This is a genomic window from Leclercia sp. EC_58 (assembly GCF_019584355.1).
Taxonomy (GTDB): domain Bacteria; phylum Pseudomonadota; class Gammaproteobacteria; order Enterobacterales; family Enterobacteriaceae; genus Enterobacter.
On sequence record NZ_VDAM01000001.1, the window covers coordinates 2,503,111 to 2,519,779 of the forward strand.

Annotated in this window: 13 protein-coding genes and 1 pseudogene; 3 read left to right on the forward strand and 11 right to left on the reverse strand. The window is 59.8% G+C overall.

The annotated features are described in order from the left end of the window. Positions 1 to 65 precede the first annotated feature (65 nt). The 3 genes from FHC51_RS12280 to FHC51_RS12290 are packed head-to-tail and all read right to left on the reverse strand — an operon-like array spanning position 66 to position 3,027. Complete coding sequence (locus FHC51_RS12280; protein ID WP_103178770.1) at positions 66 to 1,028, reverse strand: YbhN family protein; 963 nt, start codon at positions 1,026 to 1,028, stop codon at positions 66 to 68. Next, positions 1,028 to 2,269 (reverse strand): cardiolipin synthase ClsB, encoded by a 1,242-nt coding sequence (clsB, locus tag FHC51_RS12285; protein WP_103178771.1) that lies wholly within the window; start codon positions 2,267 to 2,269, stop codon positions 1,028 to 1,030. Before clsB ends, FHC51_RS12280 begins: the two co-directional genes overlap by 1 nt. Continuing rightward, positions 2,266 to 3,027, reverse strand: a complete 762-nt coding sequence (locus tag FHC51_RS12290; RefSeq protein ID WP_103178772.1) for an endonuclease/exonuclease/phosphatase family protein — start codon at positions 3,025 to 3,027, stop codon at positions 2,266 to 2,268. The genes clsB and FHC51_RS12290 overlap by 4 nt, the downstream gene beginning before the upstream one ends. A gap of 132 nt (positions 3,028 to 3,159) precedes the next feature. Between FHC51_RS12290 and FHC51_RS12295 the strand changes: the two genes are divergently transcribed. Then, a complete protein-coding gene (locus FHC51_RS12295) occupies positions 3,160 to 3,570 on the forward strand; it encodes a YbhQ family protein (protein WP_103823518.1) in 411 nt (136 codons plus the stop codon). Here the strand turns inward: FHC51_RS12295 and FHC51_RS12300 are convergent. From FHC51_RS12300 to cecR, 5 genes are all read right to left on the reverse strand, one after another. Further along, on the reverse strand, positions 3,532 to 4,638 hold the full coding sequence (locus tag FHC51_RS12300) for an ABC transporter permease (protein ID WP_114315571.1): 1,107 nt from the start codon (positions 4,636 to 4,638) through the stop codon (positions 3,532 to 3,534). The two genes, FHC51_RS12295 and FHC51_RS12300, sit on opposite strands and share 39 nt — an antisense overlap. A gap of 88 nt (positions 4,639 to 4,726) precedes the next feature. After that, on the reverse strand, positions 4,727 to 5,860 hold the full coding sequence (locus FHC51_RS12305; RefSeq protein ID WP_114315570.1) for an ABC transporter permease: 1,134 nt from the start codon (positions 5,858 to 5,860) through the stop codon (positions 4,727 to 4,729). Further along, positions 5,853 to 7,589 carry an ATP-binding cassette domain-containing protein gene (locus tag FHC51_RS12310; protein WP_220435649.1) on the reverse strand — a complete coding sequence of 579 codons (1,737 nt, stop codon included), beginning with the start codon at positions 7,587 to 7,589 and terminating at the stop codon, positions 5,853 to 5,855. The genes FHC51_RS12305 and FHC51_RS12310 overlap by 8 nt, the downstream gene beginning before the upstream one ends. Then, positions 7,582 to 8,577 carry a secretion protein HlyD gene (hlyD, locus tag FHC51_RS12315; protein ID WP_103823515.1) on the reverse strand — a complete coding sequence of 332 codons (996 nt, stop codon included), beginning with the start codon at positions 8,575 to 8,577 and terminating at the stop codon, positions 7,582 to 7,584. Before hlyD ends, FHC51_RS12310 begins: the two co-directional genes overlap by 8 nt. Then, positions 8,574 to 9,251, reverse strand: coding sequence for a transcriptional regulator CecR (cecR, locus tag FHC51_RS12320; RefSeq protein WP_114315569.1), 678 nt, complete (start codon positions 9,249 to 9,251; stop codon positions 8,574 to 8,576). The genes hlyD and cecR overlap by 4 nt, the downstream gene beginning before the upstream one ends. A 245-nt stretch (positions 9,252 to 9,496) precedes the next feature. On the opposite strand from cecR, the gene rhlE reads away from it, so the two are divergent. Next, positions 9,497 to 10,858, forward strand: coding sequence for an ATP-dependent RNA helicase RhlE (gene rhlE, locus FHC51_RS12325; RefSeq protein WP_220435650.1), 1,362 nt, complete (start codon positions 9,497 to 9,499; stop codon positions 10,856 to 10,858). A gap of 95 nt (positions 10,859 to 10,953) precedes the next feature. Further along, on the forward strand, positions 10,954 to 13,131 hold the full coding sequence (gene dinG, locus FHC51_RS12330; protein WP_220435651.1) for an ATP-dependent DNA helicase DinG: 2,178 nt from the start codon (positions 10,954 to 10,956) through the stop codon (positions 13,129 to 13,131). Here dinG and FHC51_RS12335 read toward each other — a convergent pair. The 3 genes and pseudogenes from FHC51_RS12335 to FHC51_RS12345 all read right to left on the reverse strand — a co-directional run. Further along, positions 13,118 to 13,618, reverse strand: a complete 501-nt coding sequence (locus FHC51_RS12335; protein WP_220435652.1) for a fimbrial protein — start codon at positions 13,616 to 13,618, stop codon at positions 13,118 to 13,120. The two genes, dinG and FHC51_RS12335, sit on opposite strands and share 14 nt — an antisense overlap. A gap of 7 nt (positions 13,619 to 13,625) precedes the next feature. After that, the gene (locus FHC51_RS12340) at positions 13,626 to 14,615 is read right to left on the reverse strand and encodes a fimbrial protein (protein ID WP_220435653.1); all 990 of its coding nucleotides are present in this window, start codon (positions 14,613 to 14,615) and stop codon (positions 13,626 to 13,628) included. Between the two features lie 16 nt (positions 14,616 to 14,631). Further along, positions 14,632 to 16,557, reverse strand: a pseudogene (locus tag FHC51_RS12345) (fimbria/pilus outer membrane usher protein); the annotation flags it as partial. Between the last annotated feature and the right edge of the window lie 112 nt (positions 16,558 to 16,669).

Genomic DNA, 16,669 nt, shown 5'->3' on the forward strand with positions numbered 1-16,669 from the left:
TTCGCTTGCCGGGCCTACAACACCGTAGGCCGGGTAAGCGCAGCGCCACCCGGCCAATCCCGCCATTACTTCGCCATCTGTTGTTCGTTTTTGGCCCGCAACTTCTTCGCCCGGCTCTCCAGCACCAGGTAACAGACCGTCGCCAGCCCCAGAGGCAGGAAATAATAGAGCATACGATAGGCCAGCAGGGCGGCGATGATGGTGCCGTGAGAGACATGCTCCCCCGCTAACAGGGCGATAAACACCGCTTCCAGCACCCCAATCCCGGCAGGGATATGGACAATCACCCCGGCGATACTGCTCACCAGTAGCACACCCAGCACGAAGAAGTAGTTGATATCTTCACCCATCAGCAGCCAGATAATGGCCCCCATCGCCATCCAGTTGGCGGCGGAAATCCCCATCTGCGCCAGGGCAAAACGCCAGGAGGGAAGTACCAGCTTTTGCTTTTTGATGGTCACATGGCGCCGCTTAGCGAACGCGCAGGCCCACAGATAGAACCCAATCACCAGCAGCAGCACGATGCCAATAATGCGCAGCGTTGACTGGTCTATATACCAGTGAGCAGGCAACTGCACCACGCCCGCGGTGAAGATTACCCCGCCCAGCAGAACGTAACCCAGCCAGTTGGTGGTAATACTCAGAGAGAAGATGCGGGTGATGGTGCTGCTGGGTAGCCCCAGACGGGAGTAAAGGCGGTAACGCATCCCGATGCCGCCCACCCAGGTACTCAGGGTCAGGTTAAAGGCGTAGCAGATAAACGACACCAGCATAACCTGGCGCTTGGCCAGCTTATGCCCGCAGTAGACTCGCCCCAGCAGGTCGTAACAGCCATACAGCAGGAAGCTCAGTATCACCAGCGCCACGGCGCCCATCAGCGATACACGGTCGTAGTCGCGGATAACCTTCCACACCTCGCCCCAGTCGACCTTTTTGGCGTAAATCACCAGCAGCACTGCAACGGCTATAAAAAATACCCAGGTGAGGATCTTTTTTGCCAGACGCCAGCGAGAATGTTTTTTGCTCATCAGGGTTTTACCCCCGTGTTGCTCGCCTCAACGCGATCCTGAGTCTCCATCTCGGGTTGTACCGGCGGGGGGACCTGCGCCAGTTTAGGCGTATGTGCAGGCAACCAGCCGACCAGCGCCGGGAAATGGCGCAGGAAGTGGAACACCACCACGCTTTTGCCCAGATTCCACCAGGTCCGTTTCGGCACCATCGACTCATCCACCCGGACGCAATCCTCGGCGATGATGGCGGTGAGATTGTCACGCAGGGTCTGGTTAAACTCGCGATCGTGAATAATCAGGTTGGCCTCCAGATTCAGCGACAGGCTAAGGGGATCGAGGTTGCTGGAGCCGACAGTTACCCAGTGATCGTCCATCAGCGCGACCTTGCCGTGCAGCGGACGGCGGCGGTATTCGTAAATCTCGACGCCGCCTTTCACCAGATAGTTGTAGAGCAGGCGGGCGCCCACGGTCACAATGGGCATATCCGGCTCGCCCTGCACAATCAGCTTAACCCGCACGCCGCGCCGGGCTGCGTTACGCATGGCGTGCAGCAGGCGATAGCCCGGGAAGAAGTAGGCGTTGGCGATGATCACCTCCCGACGGGCGTTGGTCAGCATCTTGAGATAGTGCCGCTCAATATCGTCCCGGTGCTCTTCGTTATCGCGCCAGACAAACAGCGCCTGCGCTTCGCCCGGTTTGGTATTCTCTTCGGCGCGATGACGCCGCTTCCACCAGCGACGCACTGCGGCTTTGCCGGGGAGATTTTCCACGACAAACTGCAAAATATCCTGTACCACCGGGCCTTCGACCTGGACGGCATAATCCTGCTTGGCTTCAGGACCGTAGTCCGACATATGTTCCGCGGAGTAGTTAATGCCGCCCACAAAGGCCACCTGATCGTCCACCACCACAATTTTACGGTGCATGCGGCGGAAGACGTTGGTGCGCATACCCAGCAGAGGCGGGCGTGGATCGTAATAGCGGAATACCACGCCTGCTGAGGTGAGTTCCCCCACGAATTCATCGCTGAGGTCGGGGGAGCCGTAGCCGTCCAGCAGCACTTCGATATGCACCCCGCGCTGGGCCGCCCGCAGGATCACCGAATGCAGTTTTCGCCCCACGTTGTCTTCAAACCAGATAAAGGTTTCAAGCAGTACCCGGCTTTGCGCTTTCTCGATGGCGGCAAATACCGCCGGGTAATATTGATCGCCATTTTCCAGCAGCTTTATCCGGTTGCCGCTTTGCCATGAACATTTCATAGATGAATCTCCGCACTTAACGGCGCATGGTCGGAAAGGTGACGCCAGTTGCTCAGGGCCAGCGCGGTAGGGCTGCTGGCGTGAGCGTTTTTGACATAGATCCTGTCCAGACGCAGCAGCGGGAATCTCACCGGGAAGGTACGGGCGGGCCTGCCGTGGGCAAGGGTGAAGATCTCTTCTAACCCGGCCCCCGTTTTCAGCGGATGGTTGGCGCGCTGGCGCCAGTCGTTAAAATCACCGGCGACCACCACCGGTTCCCCTTCTGGCAGGCCGTTGACCCACTCGGTCATCATCTGCAGCTGCGCCTGGCGGTGAGCTTCGCGCAGGCCAAGGTGGACCGAGGCCACATGCAGCGATCTGCTCAGCTCCGGGATCGCGACACGGCAGTAAAGCAGCCCACGTTTTTCACTCTCGCCCACCGAGACATCGTGATTTTCATAGTGTTCGATAGGGTAGCGGGAGAGAATGGCATTGCCGTGATGCCCCTCGGGATAGACGGCATTACGCCCGTAAGCGTAGTCGCTCCACATGGTGTCGGCGAGAAATTCGTAGTGGCTGGTATCGGGCCAGTTTTCCACATGCAGCGGATGCACTTCATGCGCGCCCATCACCTCCTGCAGGCAGACGATATCCGCGCTGACGGTTCGTACAGCGTCACGCAGTTCGGGCAGAATGAAACGGCGGTTAAAAGCCGCGAATCCCTTGTGAATATTGATTGTTAACACTTTAAGCGAAAAATGCCGGGTTTGTTGGGCCATACACTCCTTCCCGCGTCACTATCCTGATGAAAATAAAGTGTAGTCGTCGTCACAAAAAGGTGCTGTGTTACGGAATTTTCCGTAAAGTGCGATAGTCTGAACAGGCAGAGTAAAATCCTTCAGGAGAGTGCCATGAAGTGGCAACAACGCATACGCGTCGCAACCGGCCTGAGTTGCTGGCAGATTATGTTGCATTTATTGGTGGTGGCCGTGCTGGTGATGGCCTGGATGAGCGGTACCCTGGTGCGGGTCGGCTTAGGATTATGCGTGCTGTACGGCGTGACTGTCCTGTTGATGCTCTTTTTACAGCGTCATCATGAAGCGCGCTGGCGCGAAGTGGCGGATGTGCTCGAAGAGCTCACCACCACCTGGTATTTTGGTGCGGCACTGATTGTGCTGTGGCTGTTGTCCCGCGTGCTGCAAAACAACTTTTTGCTGGCTGTCGCAGGGCTGGCTATCCTTGCTGGGCCCGCGATCGTTTCACTGTTAACCAAAGACAAAAAGCTACGCGATATTCCGCCTAAACATCGCGTACGCCACTGAACCCGTCACGGCCGCTATCACCAGTAGCGGCCACAAACTCCCCCAGACAATATCCAGACTCGCATCCTTGAGATAGATCTGCTTGGTGATATCGGTAAAGTGCCGAATCGGATTCACCCAGGTTAAGTTCTGCAGCCAGACCGGCATGTTCTCCACCGGCGAGACGTAGCCCGAGAGCAAAATGGCGGGCATCATAAAGACGAACACCCCGATAAACGCCTGCTGCTGGGTCGAGCAGAGCGCCGAGATCAGCAGACCAAACCCCACCAGCGACAGCCCGTAAATCACCATCGTGAAGTAAAAGAGCAGAAGCGATCCGGCAAACGGGATGTGATAGGCCCAGATGCCAATCGCCAGCACAATGCTGGCCTGGAAAGTGGCGACAATCAGCGCCGGGACCGCCTTGCCGACAAAGATTTGCCAGGTCGCCAGCGGGGAGACCACCAGCTGATCGAAGGTACCCTGTTCGCGCTCGCGGGCCACCGACAGGGAGGTGACGATCATCACCCCAATGGTGGTGATCATGGCGATCAGCGACGGCACCACAAACCATTTATAGTCGAGGTTCGGGTTGTACCAGTTGCGCACCACCAGCTCGCTGTTGTTCGGTTTCGGTTTACCCGCCATCAGCTCCTGCTGGTAATCCTTCACCACCTGTTGCAGGTAGTTGGCGGCGATTTGCGCGCTGTTGGAGTTACGCCCGTCGAGGATCAGCTGCATAGGGGCGGTTTGCAGGGTGTCGAGGTTACGGGAAAAATCGGCCGGGAAACGCACCAGCAGCAGCGCCTTTTGCGTGTCGATGGTGGGCTGGATCTCCTGTGGGCTGTTGAGGATCAGCACGTGGGTAAAGGCTTTGGCGCGGGCGAAGCGCTGGGTCAGCTCCACCGAATGTTTGCCGTTATCTTCGTTATAGACAGCGATCGTGGCGTTGGTCACCTCCAGCGTGGCTGCCCAGGGGAAGAGCAGCACCTGGATCAGTACCGGCAGAATCAATATCGCCCGGGTCTGCGGCTCGCGCAGCAGGGATTGCAGCTCTTTGCGAATCAATGTCCATAAACGGTGAAACATAGTCACTCCTCAAAACGCCGGGCGGCACTGTGTTTGCCCGGCCTACAAAACCCGTAGGCCCGGTAAGCGCAGCGCCACCGGGCGAAACCTAATCTAACCGCCGTTTGGTTTTCATCCACGTCAGGCCGATAAACATCACCGCCGAGGCAATCAAAAACAGCAGGTTCACCATCAGCACCACCGGAATATTGCCCGCCAGGAACAGGCTTTGCAGGGTGCTGACGAAATAACGTGCCGGGATGATATAGGTCACCGCGCGGATCACCGCCGGCATACTGTCGATCTGGAAAATAAACCCGGACAGCATAATCGACGGCAAAAACGCGGCATTCAGCGCCACCTGGGCGGCATTAAACTGGTTGCGGGTGATGGTGGAGATAAGCAGCCCCATCCCCAGCGTGCTGAGCAGGAACAGACTGGTGATGGCGAACAGCACCAGCAGCGAGCCGCGATAGGGCACGCCGAGAATAAATACGGATACCAGCATACAGAGCAGCATCGCCAGCATTCCGAGGAAGTAGTAGGGGATCAGCTTGCACAGCAGCAGTTCCGTGCGCGTCACTTCGGTGGAGAGCAGCGCCTCCATGGTGCCGCGCTCCCACTCGCGGGCAATCACCAGCGAGGTCAGAATGGCGCCGATCACCGTCATGATAATGGTCACCGCGCCAGGAATAATAAAGTGCTGGCTGATGGCCGCCGGGTTAAACCAGTAGCGGGTCTGGACGTCAATCAGCGGCTCAAACGTCTCGCCGCGATCGTCCGCCCGCTGCATCTGCCACAGCTGCCAGATCCCCTCTGAGTAGCCCTGCACAAAGTTGGCGGTATTGGGCTCGCTGCCATCGGTAATCACCTGGATCGGGGCGGTGTCGTTCGGGCGCGCCATGCGGGCGGCAAAATCCACCGGGATCACAATCATCCCGCGAATGCGCCCGGCCTGCATCATCTGGGTGAGCTTATGGCGATCGTCACTGATGGTGGCGTCGATGTAGGGCGAGCCGGTCAGGGTATGGGTGAAATCCAGCGCCTCTTCACTGTGCTGCTCCAGCAGGATCCCCACCCGCAGCTTGCTGGAGTCGAGGTTTATGCCGTAGCCGAAGATAAAGAGCAGCAGCAGGGGGATCACCACCGCAATCAGCCAGCTGCTCGGGTCGCGTACGATCTGCCGCGTCTCTTTGATGCACAGGGCGCGGACCCGACGCCAGGAGAGGGCTTTGTCAGACATGGCCATGCTCCTTATCCCAGTCGTTAATGAGCGTGATAAACGCCTGTTCCATGGTGGGATCGGGCTGCTGCGCGTCCGCCACCAGAGCTTTCAGATCGTCGGGTGTGCCGTGAGCAATCAGCTTGCCGCGATAGACCAGCCCAATCCGGTCGCAATACTCTGCTTCGTCCATAAAGTGAGTGGTCACCATCACCGTGACCCCTTTTTCCACCATGCTGTTGATATGCAGCCAGAACTCACGGCGGGTGAGGGGATCGACCCCGGAGGTCGGTTCATCGAGAAACAGAATGTCCGGCTCGTGCATCAGCGAGCAGGCCAGCGCCAGCCGCTGTTTGAACCCGAGCGGCAGCGCGTCGGTGGCCTGGCTGGCGATGCTGCTCAAACCAAAGGCCTCGCTCATGCGGGCAATCTTTTCACTCTGCGCCCGCCCGCGCAGGCCGTAGACGCCCGAGAAGAAGCGCAGGTTTTGCTCAACCGTCAGGTTGCCGTAGAGCGAGAACTTTTGCGCCATATAGCCCAGGTGCTGGCGCGCTTTGCCGGAGCTGACTTTCAGATCCATATCCAGCACCAGCGCTTTGCCGGCGGTGGGCACCAGCAGGCCGCACATCATTTTGAAGGTGGTGGATTTGCCTGCGCCGTTGGGGCCCAGCAGGCCGAAAATTTCGCCGCGTTTTACCGTAAAGTTCACATTGTCGGTAGCGGCAAAGTCACCGAACTTTTTGGTCAGGGATTTGGCCTCGATCACCGTCTCGCCGGGGGTGCCTTCCACAGTATGCAGGATCGCCCCCAGCGGCGATTCGGCGGTGCCTGCGCCGCCGAGCAGATCGATAAAGGCATCTTCAAACCGCGGCGCAGTCTCATCAATCGCCAGATCCGGCAGATCCGCGTTTTGGCGAAGATCGTCGGCGCTGGCCTCTTTTCTGAGGATCACCCGCACCGATTTCCCCTGGATCATGCCGTCGCTCACCTGGGGCAGCTTCAGCACCCGTTGCAGCAGGCGGCGGTTATTCTCATGAGGGGAGTGCAGCAGCACGCTGCGCCCGGTCATGCTCTGGGTCAGGGCAGTGGGATCGCCCTGATAGAGCAGCTCCCCTTCGTTCATCAGCAGCACGTCGCGGCACTGCTCCGCTTCGTCGAGATAGGAGGTGCTCCAGAGGATTAACATTCCGTCCCCCGCCAGCTCGTGCACCATCTGCCACAGCTCGCGGCGGGAGATGGGGTCGACGCCAACGCCGGGCTCGTCCAGCAGCAGCACCTTCGGCTGCCCCACCAGCGTACAGGCCAGCCCCAGCTTCTGCTTCATGCCGCCGGAGAGCTTGCCCGCCAGCCGGTCGGTGAAGGGGCCAAGCGACGTAAACTCAAGCAGGCGCTGAAAGGTTTTCTCCCGCGTCTCACCGGTGACGCTGCGCAGGTCGGCATACAGGGTCAGGTTCTCCATCACCGTCAGATCTTCATACAGACCAAACTTCTGCGGCATGTAGCCCAGCATTGCATGCAGGGCGCGATCGTCGCGAACCGGGTCCAGTCCCAGCACGCTGGCGCTGCCTTCGTCGGGCTTTAGCAGGCCGGCAAGCATCCGCATCAGGGTGGTTTTGCCCGCGCCGTCCGGGCCGACCAGCCCGGTAACGTAGCCTTTATGCACCGTGCAGTCGAGCGGCGCGACGGCGGGTTTGTCCATCCCGGCAAAGCGTTTGACCAGGCCGGAGAGCTGGATCACCGCATCACTCATGGGCTTGCCCATTGTCGAAGCTGACCGTTACCGGCATCCCCTGGCGCAGGGCATCGTCGGCATCGTTCACGATAATGCGCAGGCGATAGACCAGATCGGTACGCAGGTCCGGGGTTTCGACGGTTTTTGGCGTAAATTCCGCGGTCGGGGAGACAAAGCCGATTTTCCCGTGGTACGGCTTGTCGGGGCGACTGTCGGTATAGAGCAGTACTTCGCGCCCCGGTTTCGCCTCGCCGAGACTGGCTTCATTGACGTAAGCCCGCACCCACACCGGACGCGTCAGGGAGAGGGTCAGCACCGTACTGCCCGCGTTCAACATGCTGCCGGGCTCCACGGCGCGGGTCAGGAGGGTGCCGTTGGCCGGGGCCACCAGAGTGGTGTCGTGCAGATCCAGCTGCGCTTGCGCCAGCTGAGCCTGGGCCTGTTCGAGGCTGGCTTTTGCCTGGGCGATATCCTGCTCGCGGTTGCCGGAGCGGTACTGGCGCAACTTATCCTGGGAGGATTTCAGCGTCGCCAGAGCCTGATCCCGCGAGGAGCGGGCGTTCTCCAGATCGTTGGCCGACACGGTGCGGCTTTTCCACAGCCCTTGCTGACGGACAAAGAAGTTCTGCGCGTAGTCATAGGCGGCCTGCGCCTGTTTAACGGCGGCGGCGGCCTGGGCGACCTCTTCGTCACGGTAGCCCGCCTGCATTAAGTCGTATTGCGCCTGTGCCACGGCAACCCCCGCCTGGGCCTGCAACAGCGCGTTCTGGTAGGGGGCCTTGTCCAGCGTGCCCAGCGTCTGACCAGCGGTAATGGCATCGCCTTCATCCACGCTCAGTGAAGCCAGCCGTCCGCCGACGCGAAAGCTCATGTTCACGGTGCGGATATCGACGTTACCGTACAGGGTCAGCGTTTTATCCTGCTGGCTCTGATACCACAGCCAGCCGCCGATACCGGCTGCCAGCACAACCACCACAGCCACAATAATGGCGACAGGTTTTTTCATGACTCCAGGCTCCTTTGCGTTAAGCCCTGCAGGATCAAATCGACATGACAGGTGATGACCTGACTGATTTGCAGCGCTTTATCCTCATCGAATTCGGTCCAGCCGGTGCGTAACAGAATGGTTTCACGCCCCAGGCGAAAGGCGAGCACTTCGCCCAGCAGGGCATGGGTATGCAAAATGGTCTGCGTATCAAGAGGGTCACGCCCGGTATAGGCCGCCACCAGCCGGGTCAGGTGGGAGTGCATCGGGGCGATAACCTGATCGTGGACCAGCTGGTAAGCGGCAGAGGGCGAGAGTTGCTCGCGTGAAATAAACTTACTCAGGTTCAGCGTATCGTCATGGGTCAGCAGCTGAATCATGTTGTTGCAGGCGGTTAAGATCAGGCCACGAATGGCAGCGCGATCCGGCGACGGCTCGGCAAGCAGGGCGGTGGCTTCCTCCACGTGGGGGCGAAACTGGGTGCCAATGAAGTCGGCGATCCACTGGGCGCAGGCGAGGTAGAGATCCTCTTTCGAGCCAAAATAGTAGGTGATGGCGGCGATATTCTGCCCGGCTTGCGCAGCGATATCGCGGGTGGTGGCATGCAGCCCATATTCGCCAAACTGCGCCAGCGCGGCGGCGATTAACTGGCTTTTAGCCTGCTCACCTTTGGTGGTGGTCGGGATCGGATTCATAGCGGCACACAAAATTAATCAATCGATTGATTAAGAATATGACTGTTTTTTGAGCGTGTCCAGTTTTCTTGCCGGTATCCGGCTTGTTTAATAGCGTAAATGCCGCCCCCGACGGGATATTTATGCGCTGTATCACAAAAGCTGCTACACTCCGCTGCTTCGCGACACCGTGGTTTTTGTCCTTTCATTTGTTATATCTCCCTGAAAACTACACCTGAAAATGGTCGGGGCGGTTCGGAGTTGTTATGTCTTTTGATACCCTTGGCCTGAACCCGGAAATTCTGCGCGCTGTAGCGGAGCAGGGTTACCGCGAACCGACCCCTATTCAGCAGCAGGCCATTCCCGCTGTACTGGCAGGCCGCGATCTGATGGCCAGCGCCCAGACCGGGACCGGTAAAACCGCTGGCTTTACCCTGCCGCTGCTGCAACGCCTCATCTCAAGCGAACCGCATGCCAAAGGCCGTCGCCCGGTGCGCGCCCTGATCCTGACCCCAACCCGTGAACTGGCCGCCCAGGTGGGTGAGAACGTGCGTGAGTACAGCCGCTATCTCAACATCCGCTCGCTGGTGGTGTTTGGCGGGGTGAGCATCAACCCGCAGATGATGAAACTGCGCGGCGGCGTGGACGTGCTGATCGCCACCCCGGGCCGTCTGCTCGACCTGGAACACCAGAACGCCGTTAAGCTCGACAGCGTGGAGATCCTGGTGCTCGACGAAGCTGACCGCATGCTGGACATGGGCTTTATCCACGATATTCGTCGCGTGCTGGCAAAATTACCGGCCCGCCGTCAGAACCTGCTCTTCTCCGCCACCTTCTCCGACGAGATCAAAGGCCTGGCGGAAAAGCTGCTGCACAATCCGCTGGAAGTGGAAGTGGCGCGTCGCAACACCGCCTCCGAACAGGTGACCCAGCACGTTCACTTTGTTGATAAAAAGCGCAAGCGCGAACTGCTCTCCCAGATGATTGGCGAAGGGAACTGGCAGCAGGTGCTGGTCTTTACCCGAACCAAACATGGGGCGAACCACCTGGCGGAACAGCTGAACAAAGACGGCATCCGCAGCGCGGCTATCCACGGAAACAAGAGCCAGGGGGCACGTACCCGCGCGCTGGCCGATTTTAAATCCGGTGATATCCGCGTACTGGTGGCAACCGACATCGCCGCCCGCGGCCTGGATATCGAAGAGCTGCCGCACGTGGTGAACTACGAGCTGCCGAACGTTCCGGAAGATTATGTCCACCGTATCGGCCGTACCGGTCGCGCGGCGGCAACGGGCGAAGCGCTGTCTCTGGTCTGTGTGGATGAGCACAAGCTGCTGCGCGACATCGAACGCCTGCTGAAAAAAGAGATCCCGCGTATCGCCCTCGAAGGCTATGAGGTAGATCCGTCCATCAAAGCTGAGCCGATCCAGAACGGGCGTCAGGGCGGACGTGGTCAGGGTGGTGGACGCGGGCAGGGCGGCGGTGGACGTGGTCAGCAGCAGCCGCGCCGTAGCGAAGGCGGCGCGCCGAAAGCGGCCAGCAAGCCACCGCGTCGCGATGGCGAAGCGAAACCGGCAGGCGAAGGCCAGCGCCGACGCCGTCCGCGCAAACCTGCCAGCGCGCAGTAATCTGGAAGCCCGGTCGTAAAGCCGGGCTTTTCTTTTGCGGCCCGCTTAAGAAAGTGCCACAATAGTGGCTGTTTATACAGTATTTCAGGTTCATCATGGCTTTAACCGCCGCGCTGAAAGCGCAAATTGCCGCCTGGTATAAGGCGCTACAACAGCAGATCCCCGACTTCATTCCCCGCGCACCGCAACGGCAGATGATTGCCGATGTGGCAAAAACGCTGGCCGGTGACGAGGGGCGACATCTGGCAATTGAAGCCCCGACCGGCGTCGGTAAAACCCTCTCCTACCTGATCCCCGGCATCGCTATCGCCCGGGAAGAACAAAAGACGCTGGTGGTCAGTACCGCCAACGTCGCCCTGCAGGATCAGATCTACAGCAAAGACCTGCCCCTGCTGCGCAAAATCATTCCTGAGCTGCGCTTCACCGCCGCCTTTGGGCGTGGGCGCTATGTCTGCCCGCGCAACTTAACCGCCCTTGCCAGCACCGAACCCACCCAGCAGGATCTGCTGGCCTTTCTCGATGACGAACTGACCCCTAACAATAAAGCTGAGCAGGAGCAGTGCGCCCGGCTTAAGGCCGATCTCGATAGCTATAAATGGGATGGCCTGCGGGATCACACCGATCAGGCGCTCAGCGACGATCTGTGGCGCAGGCTCAGTACCGATAAGGCCAGCTGTCTGAACCGCAACTGCCATTACTATCGCGAATGCCCGTTCTTTGTCGCCCGCCGTGAAATTCAGGAGGCCGAAGTGGTGGTCGCCAACCACGCGCTGGTAATGGCGGCGATGGAGAGCGAAGCGGTTCTGCCGGATCCGAAAAATCTGCTGCTGGTGCTGGATGAAGGCCATCACCTGCCGGACGTCGCCCGCGACGCGCTGGAGATGAGCGCCGAGATAACTGCCCCCTGGTTCCGCCTGCAGCTCGATCTGTTCTGCAAGCTGGTGGCGACCTGCATGGATCAGTTCCGGCCGAAAACGATCCCGCCGCTGGCGGTTGCGGAGCGCCTCAGCGAGCACTGTGAAACGATCTATAGCCATATCGCCTCCCTGAACAACATCCTCAATCTCTATCTGCCACCCGGCCAGGAGGCAGAGCACCGGTTTGAGATGGGCGAGTTACCGGAGGAGATCATGGATCTTTGCCGCGAGCTGGCGCAGCTTATCGAGAAACTGCGCGGGCTGGCGGAGCTGTTTTTAAACGATCTCAGTGAGAAAACCGGCACCCATGACGTGGTGCGTGTCCACCGGGTGCTGCTGCAGATGAACCGCGCCCTGGGCATGTTCGAGGGGCAGAGCAAGCTGTGGCGGCTGGCGTCGATGGCCCAGGCCTCCGGCGCGCCGGTTACCAAGTGGGCGACGCGGGAAGTCAGGGAAGGGCAGGTGCATCTCTTCTTCCACTGCGCGGGCATTCGCGTCAGCGATCAGCTGGAAAAGCTGCTCTGGCGCAGCGTCCCGCATGTGGTGGTGACCTCCGCCACGCTGCGCTCGCTGAACAGTTTCTCCCGCCTGCAGGAGATGAGCGGTCTGAAGGAGAAGGCGGGCGATCGCTTTGTGGCCCTCGACTCGCCGTTCAACCACTGCGAGCAGGGCAAGCTGGTGATCCCGCGTATGCACTATGAGCCGCTGATCGACAACGAAGAGCAGCACCTGGCCGAAATGGCGGCCTACTTTCGCGAACAGCTGGAAAGCAAAAAGTATCCCGGCATGCTGGTGCTGTTCGCCAGCGCCCGGGCAATGAACCTCTTTTTAACCTTTGTCACCGACCTGCGCCTGTTGCTGCTGGTGCAGGGGGATCAGCCTCGTTACCGGCTGGTGGAGCTGCACCGTAAACGTATCGATGCCGGGGAGCGCAGCGTGCTGGTGGGGCTCCAGTCCTTTGCCGAAGGGCTGGATCTGAAGGGCGACTACCTGACCCAGGTCCATATTCACAAGATCGCCTTCCCGCCCATCGACAGCCCGGTGGTGCTCACCGAGGGCGAGTGGCTGAAAAGCCTGAACCGCTTCCCGTTTGAGGTGCAGAGTCTGCCCGCGGCGTCGTTCAACCTGATCCAGCAGGTCGGGCGCCTGATCCGCAGCCACAGCTGCTGGGGCGAGGTGGTGATCTACGATAAGCGGCTGCTGACCAAAAATTACGGTAAGCGGTTATTGAATGCCCTGCCGGTCTTTCCCATCGAACAACCTGAGGTTCCCGAAGTAAAAAAACGCCCGGCTAAGCTTGCCGCCGGGCGCAGGAAAAGCATCCGTGCTAAGGGGCGCGGTCCTACTGGTAAGTGAAGGTAAAGAGCACCGTGCTTGAAAACTCCCCCGCGTGGACCGGAACGTACGAGGCGTAATAGCGTGCCGCCATCGGGAAATCGGCGGTGTGGGTGATTGGGTCAATTACCGCATTGAAGCGCGCTTCCGGCGCCAGAATGATCGAGTCGGTGCGGTCGGCCAGCTCCAGCGCCAGCCCTCTCGCCGTACCGGTGTTGGCGAACTTGAACGGGTGGAGCGTGTCGCGCTTCCCCTCCAGGTTGATCGTCGCCAGAGTCAGGCTTTGCGGACAGTGCGAGAGGGTGATATCAAAATTCTTCCACACGCCGACATCCCCCGGCGCTTTAAAATCACTGGCCACCGCCTGGCCGAGATCGACCACCTTATTCTGGCTGGTGCTGTCCACTTCACAGGCAGTGTCATAAATATTGCCTTTGATGCTGAGGATCACGTCGGTGGCTGAGACGGGCAGGCTGGCCAGCAGCACGAGCAGGGCTACATATTTCATCGGGATCTCACTGGTATTCAATGTCGATTGTGGCAATGGTATTGGCTCTTCCGGCGGTCGCCTGAGCGCCAGTCTGGTAGTACTGCACCTGGAAAGGCAGGTCGAAAGGCTGGTTGGGAATGGTCTGGTCGCCAAAGGGGATCGGGTAGTCGTAGCGTAACACCACCCCGCCGAGGGTCATTCTTACGCCCACCCCGCTGGCACTGTCGGGGCCTGGCGTCAGGTTCAGAACATCATTGCCATCGCTGATCGTCGTCGCGCCATTTGGGCTGGTGATCCGGGCCGTCATGGTGACAGTATCAGAACAGATCGCCGTTAGATTGAACGCTTTCCAACTGCTGAAACTGCCGCGATGGGTAAAGCCGCTCAACGGAAAATCCCCCAGCGTAACGACCAGACTTTTCGGATCCACTGAACAGGTGGTGGCCTTCAGCGCCAGGTTGCCGCCATAGCGCACGGCGTTCAACTGACCCAGCTGTTGATCGGGATAGATGCCCAGTGACCAGATGCCGTTATGCACCGTTGTTGACGCCAGCTCTCCAGTTTTGCTTGCGGTTTTGATCAGCTGCATCGTCAGCGATACGTTGAAGCTGCCGGAGCCATCGCTGCTGACGTACCCCAGCGGCGTACTTCGGCTGTCACAGTGGACGGTGCGGCCCTGTACCGGCTGGCCGGCGCTGTTCAGCAGTTCAATGCCAACCCCCTCAATACCGCTGCGATAGACCCCCGGCATCCCCGGTATTTCATCGCCTTCACCCAGATGGCAGGCGGTGATTGGCTTACCGCTGTCGGCGGCGTCACAGTGGCCTTTTACCGTATGCGTACGGGCGGATCCCGGGATGGCATTGCCCACCCCGAGCGTAGCGGGCACCGTCAGCGTACCCGGCGTGGCCGTCCAGGGCAGATCTGCGGTAGAGCAGGCCGCTTTGGCCTGCGGCATAAACAGAAACAGGGTGGCAAACAGGGCCAGTACACAGCCGTAACGGAAGGGTTTCATCTTTTCCTCGATGCTGTCAGGTGCACTGCGCGGTGACGCTAATCACCGGGTCAGCGGATCGAGACGGCAGTTGATAGTGGGCGGAGCAGTGCGCGCCTGGGCCTTTGCCCCAGCTGACGTTGACACTGCCCCGGGCGTGCATCCCGGTCAGGTAGACCTGACCGCCATCACCAACGATAAATTCGCCGCTCTCATGGGCCGGCGCCGCCGTGGCACCAAAGGGCACCGGACGTCCATCGGCGCGGGTGAGGGTCAGCAGCACCCGGCTGCCGACGCGGGTATTAAAGTGGGTACGCACAACCGCCCCACGAGTTGGAGTAATAACTTTGGCTGCCTGGCCGACGTCGGCCCCCGCAGGCAGACTCTCGGTATCCAGCGCCACGGTGTTGTGATGGTACGGCGTGACGTAAGGCACAATGGCATAGCCGCGATAGTCGGTTTTCACCCCGGTCTGGTTTTCGATTCTGGTGCCGCTGGCCCCCGGCGCCTCCACCAACGCCACCGTATCCCCCATCGGCTGGCCGAGGGTCACGCCGTGGGCGTGAACAATCATGCTCCCCTGCACGCCGAGGTTGAGCTGGCGCTGCTGGTCATCCTGGGAATAGCCTGCCGTCATCTCGCCGTAGGTGGCTTTGTAATCGCTGTTCAGGCTGGTGCTGTAGCCGGAATCGTGGCTGTGGCCCTGCTGCACCCCCCAGCTGAGGTTATTGCCCGCCAGCGCAGTGCCGTTCAGTCCGACGCTCTGGCTGGTGTCATGCTTGCTGTTGTTAAAGGTGTAATTGACCCAGGTATTGCTCAGCCAGTGATCCAGCGGAACGGAGACGTTAAAGCCGAAGGTTTGCTCGTTCTCTCGCTGGTCATCGTCATTGTCATCTTCATCCTGGACGTTTTTGCTCAGGCCATAGTTGATACCGTAGCTGATGCCGTGCCAGCTGCCGTTATAGCCGATGCTCAGCGAGGTCATGCTCTGATCGCTGTGCCAGTAATTCTCTTTGACCAGGCTTAACGTCAACGAGCCCAGGGAGTCGCCCAGGGATTGATCGACAGTGGCCTCCTGGCGGTTACGGCGGCGATCCGCCGGGCTCCAGTCGTCGTCGTGGGTGTGGGAGTCAAACACATCCGCCATGGTCTCAAACCCGGCGCTGTTGTAGCGATACCCGGCCACCGTAAAGTGGGTGCCGGTGTTAGCGAAGTCTTTGCTGTAGCGCACCCGCCAGGCGCGGCCACGGGAGGTTTTTTGTCCCGCCATCTGCGATTTTGCCGCGGTCATATCCACAGAAAACGCTCCCCAGTTACCAATGTTTTTCCCGGTGCCAAGCGCCAGGGCATCGTAATATTCACTGGTCTGGATGCCGCCGTAAGCGGTGATATCGTACGGCAGGCCGTAGATCCCGGTGCCCTGCAGAAACGGCGTCTTCTCCACGCTGTGGTCATAGCTGCGGTAGCGCCCGCCGGTCAGGCTGTACTTGAACCGGCCCTCACGCTGCAAAACCGGCACCGAGGCGTAAGGCACCACGAAGTGCTGCTCGCTGCCGTCGGTCTCTTTGACGGTAACGTTCAGATCGCCGCTGCCGCCGGTAGGGTAGAGATCGTTAATTTCGAACGCGCCAGGCGCGACGTAGTTCTGATAGATCACGTAGCCGTTCTGGCGCACCACCACCTGGGCGTTGCTGTGCGCCACGCCGCGAATGCGCGGGGCAAAGCCCTTCAGGCTGTCCGGCAGCATGTCATCGTCGGAGGCAATCTGCGCCCCGGTGAACGACAGGCTATCAAACACGTCGGAAGGGGTGGAGCTTTCTCCAAGGGTGACGACGCTGCCCAGCGACAGGATATTGCGCTGGGCATAGCTGTAGACCGGGGAGAAGTCGTGCTGCGTGGTGCGATCGTCCCGGGTCCGGCTCCAGGTGGAGTAATTGCGAAGACGCCAGGCGCCGAGGTTTAGGTTTTGTACGAAAAGTCGTTGTGGCTAAAATTGCCGCCATGACCGGTTGGAGGCCCGTATGGCAAGGCGTTACGAACTTTCTGATGCGTCATGGGAGCTGATCAAGGATTTG

Coding starts and splice junctions, on each gene's coding strand:
- FHC51_RS12280 (WP_103178770.1), bottom strand. CDS start 1,028: ATGAGCAAAAAACATTCTCGCTGGCGTCTGGCAAAAAAGATCCTCACC.
- FHC51_RS12300 (WP_114315571.1), bottom strand. CDS start 4,638: ATGTTTCACCGTTTATGGACATTGATTCGCAAAGAGCTGCAATCCCTG.
- FHC51_RS12310 (WP_220435649.1), bottom strand. CDS start 7,589: ATGAGTGATGCGGTGATCCAGCTCTCCGGCCTGGTCAAACGCTTTGCC.
- FHC51_RS12305 (WP_114315570.1), bottom strand. CDS start 5,860: ATGTCTGACAAAGCCCTCTCCTGGCGTCGGGTCCGCGCCCTGTGCATC.
- FHC51_RS12290 (WP_103178772.1), bottom strand. CDS start 3,027: ATGGCCCAACAAACCCGGCATTTTTCGCTTAAAGTGTTAACAATCAAT.
- FHC51_RS12340 (WP_220435653.1), bottom strand. CDS start 14,615: ATGAAACCCTTCCGTTACGGCTGTGTACTGGCCCTGTTTGCCACCCTG.
- FHC51_RS12335 (WP_220435652.1), bottom strand. CDS start 13,618: ATGAAATATGTAGCCCTGCTCGTGCTGCTGGCCAGCCTGCCCGTCTCA.
- cecR (WP_114315569.1), bottom strand. CDS start 9,251: ATGAATCCGATCCCGACCACCACCAAAGGTGAGCAGGCTAAAAGCCAG.
- dinG (WP_220435651.1), top strand. CDS start 10,954: ATGGCTTTAACCGCCGCGCTGAAAGCGCAAATTGCCGCCTGGTATAAG.
- FHC51_RS12295 (WP_103823518.1), top strand. CDS start 3,160: ATGAAGTGGCAACAACGCATACGCGTCGCAACCGGCCTGAGTTGCTGG.
- hlyD (WP_103823515.1), bottom strand. CDS start 8,577: ATGAAAAAACCTGTCGCCATTATTGTGGCTGTGGTGGTTGTGCTGGCA.
- rhlE (WP_220435650.1), top strand. CDS start 9,497: ATGTCTTTTGATACCCTTGGCCTGAACCCGGAAATTCTGCGCGCTGTA.
- clsB (WP_103178771.1), bottom strand. CDS start 2,269: ATGAAATGTTCATGGCAAAGCGGCAACCGGATAAAGCTGCTGGAAAAT.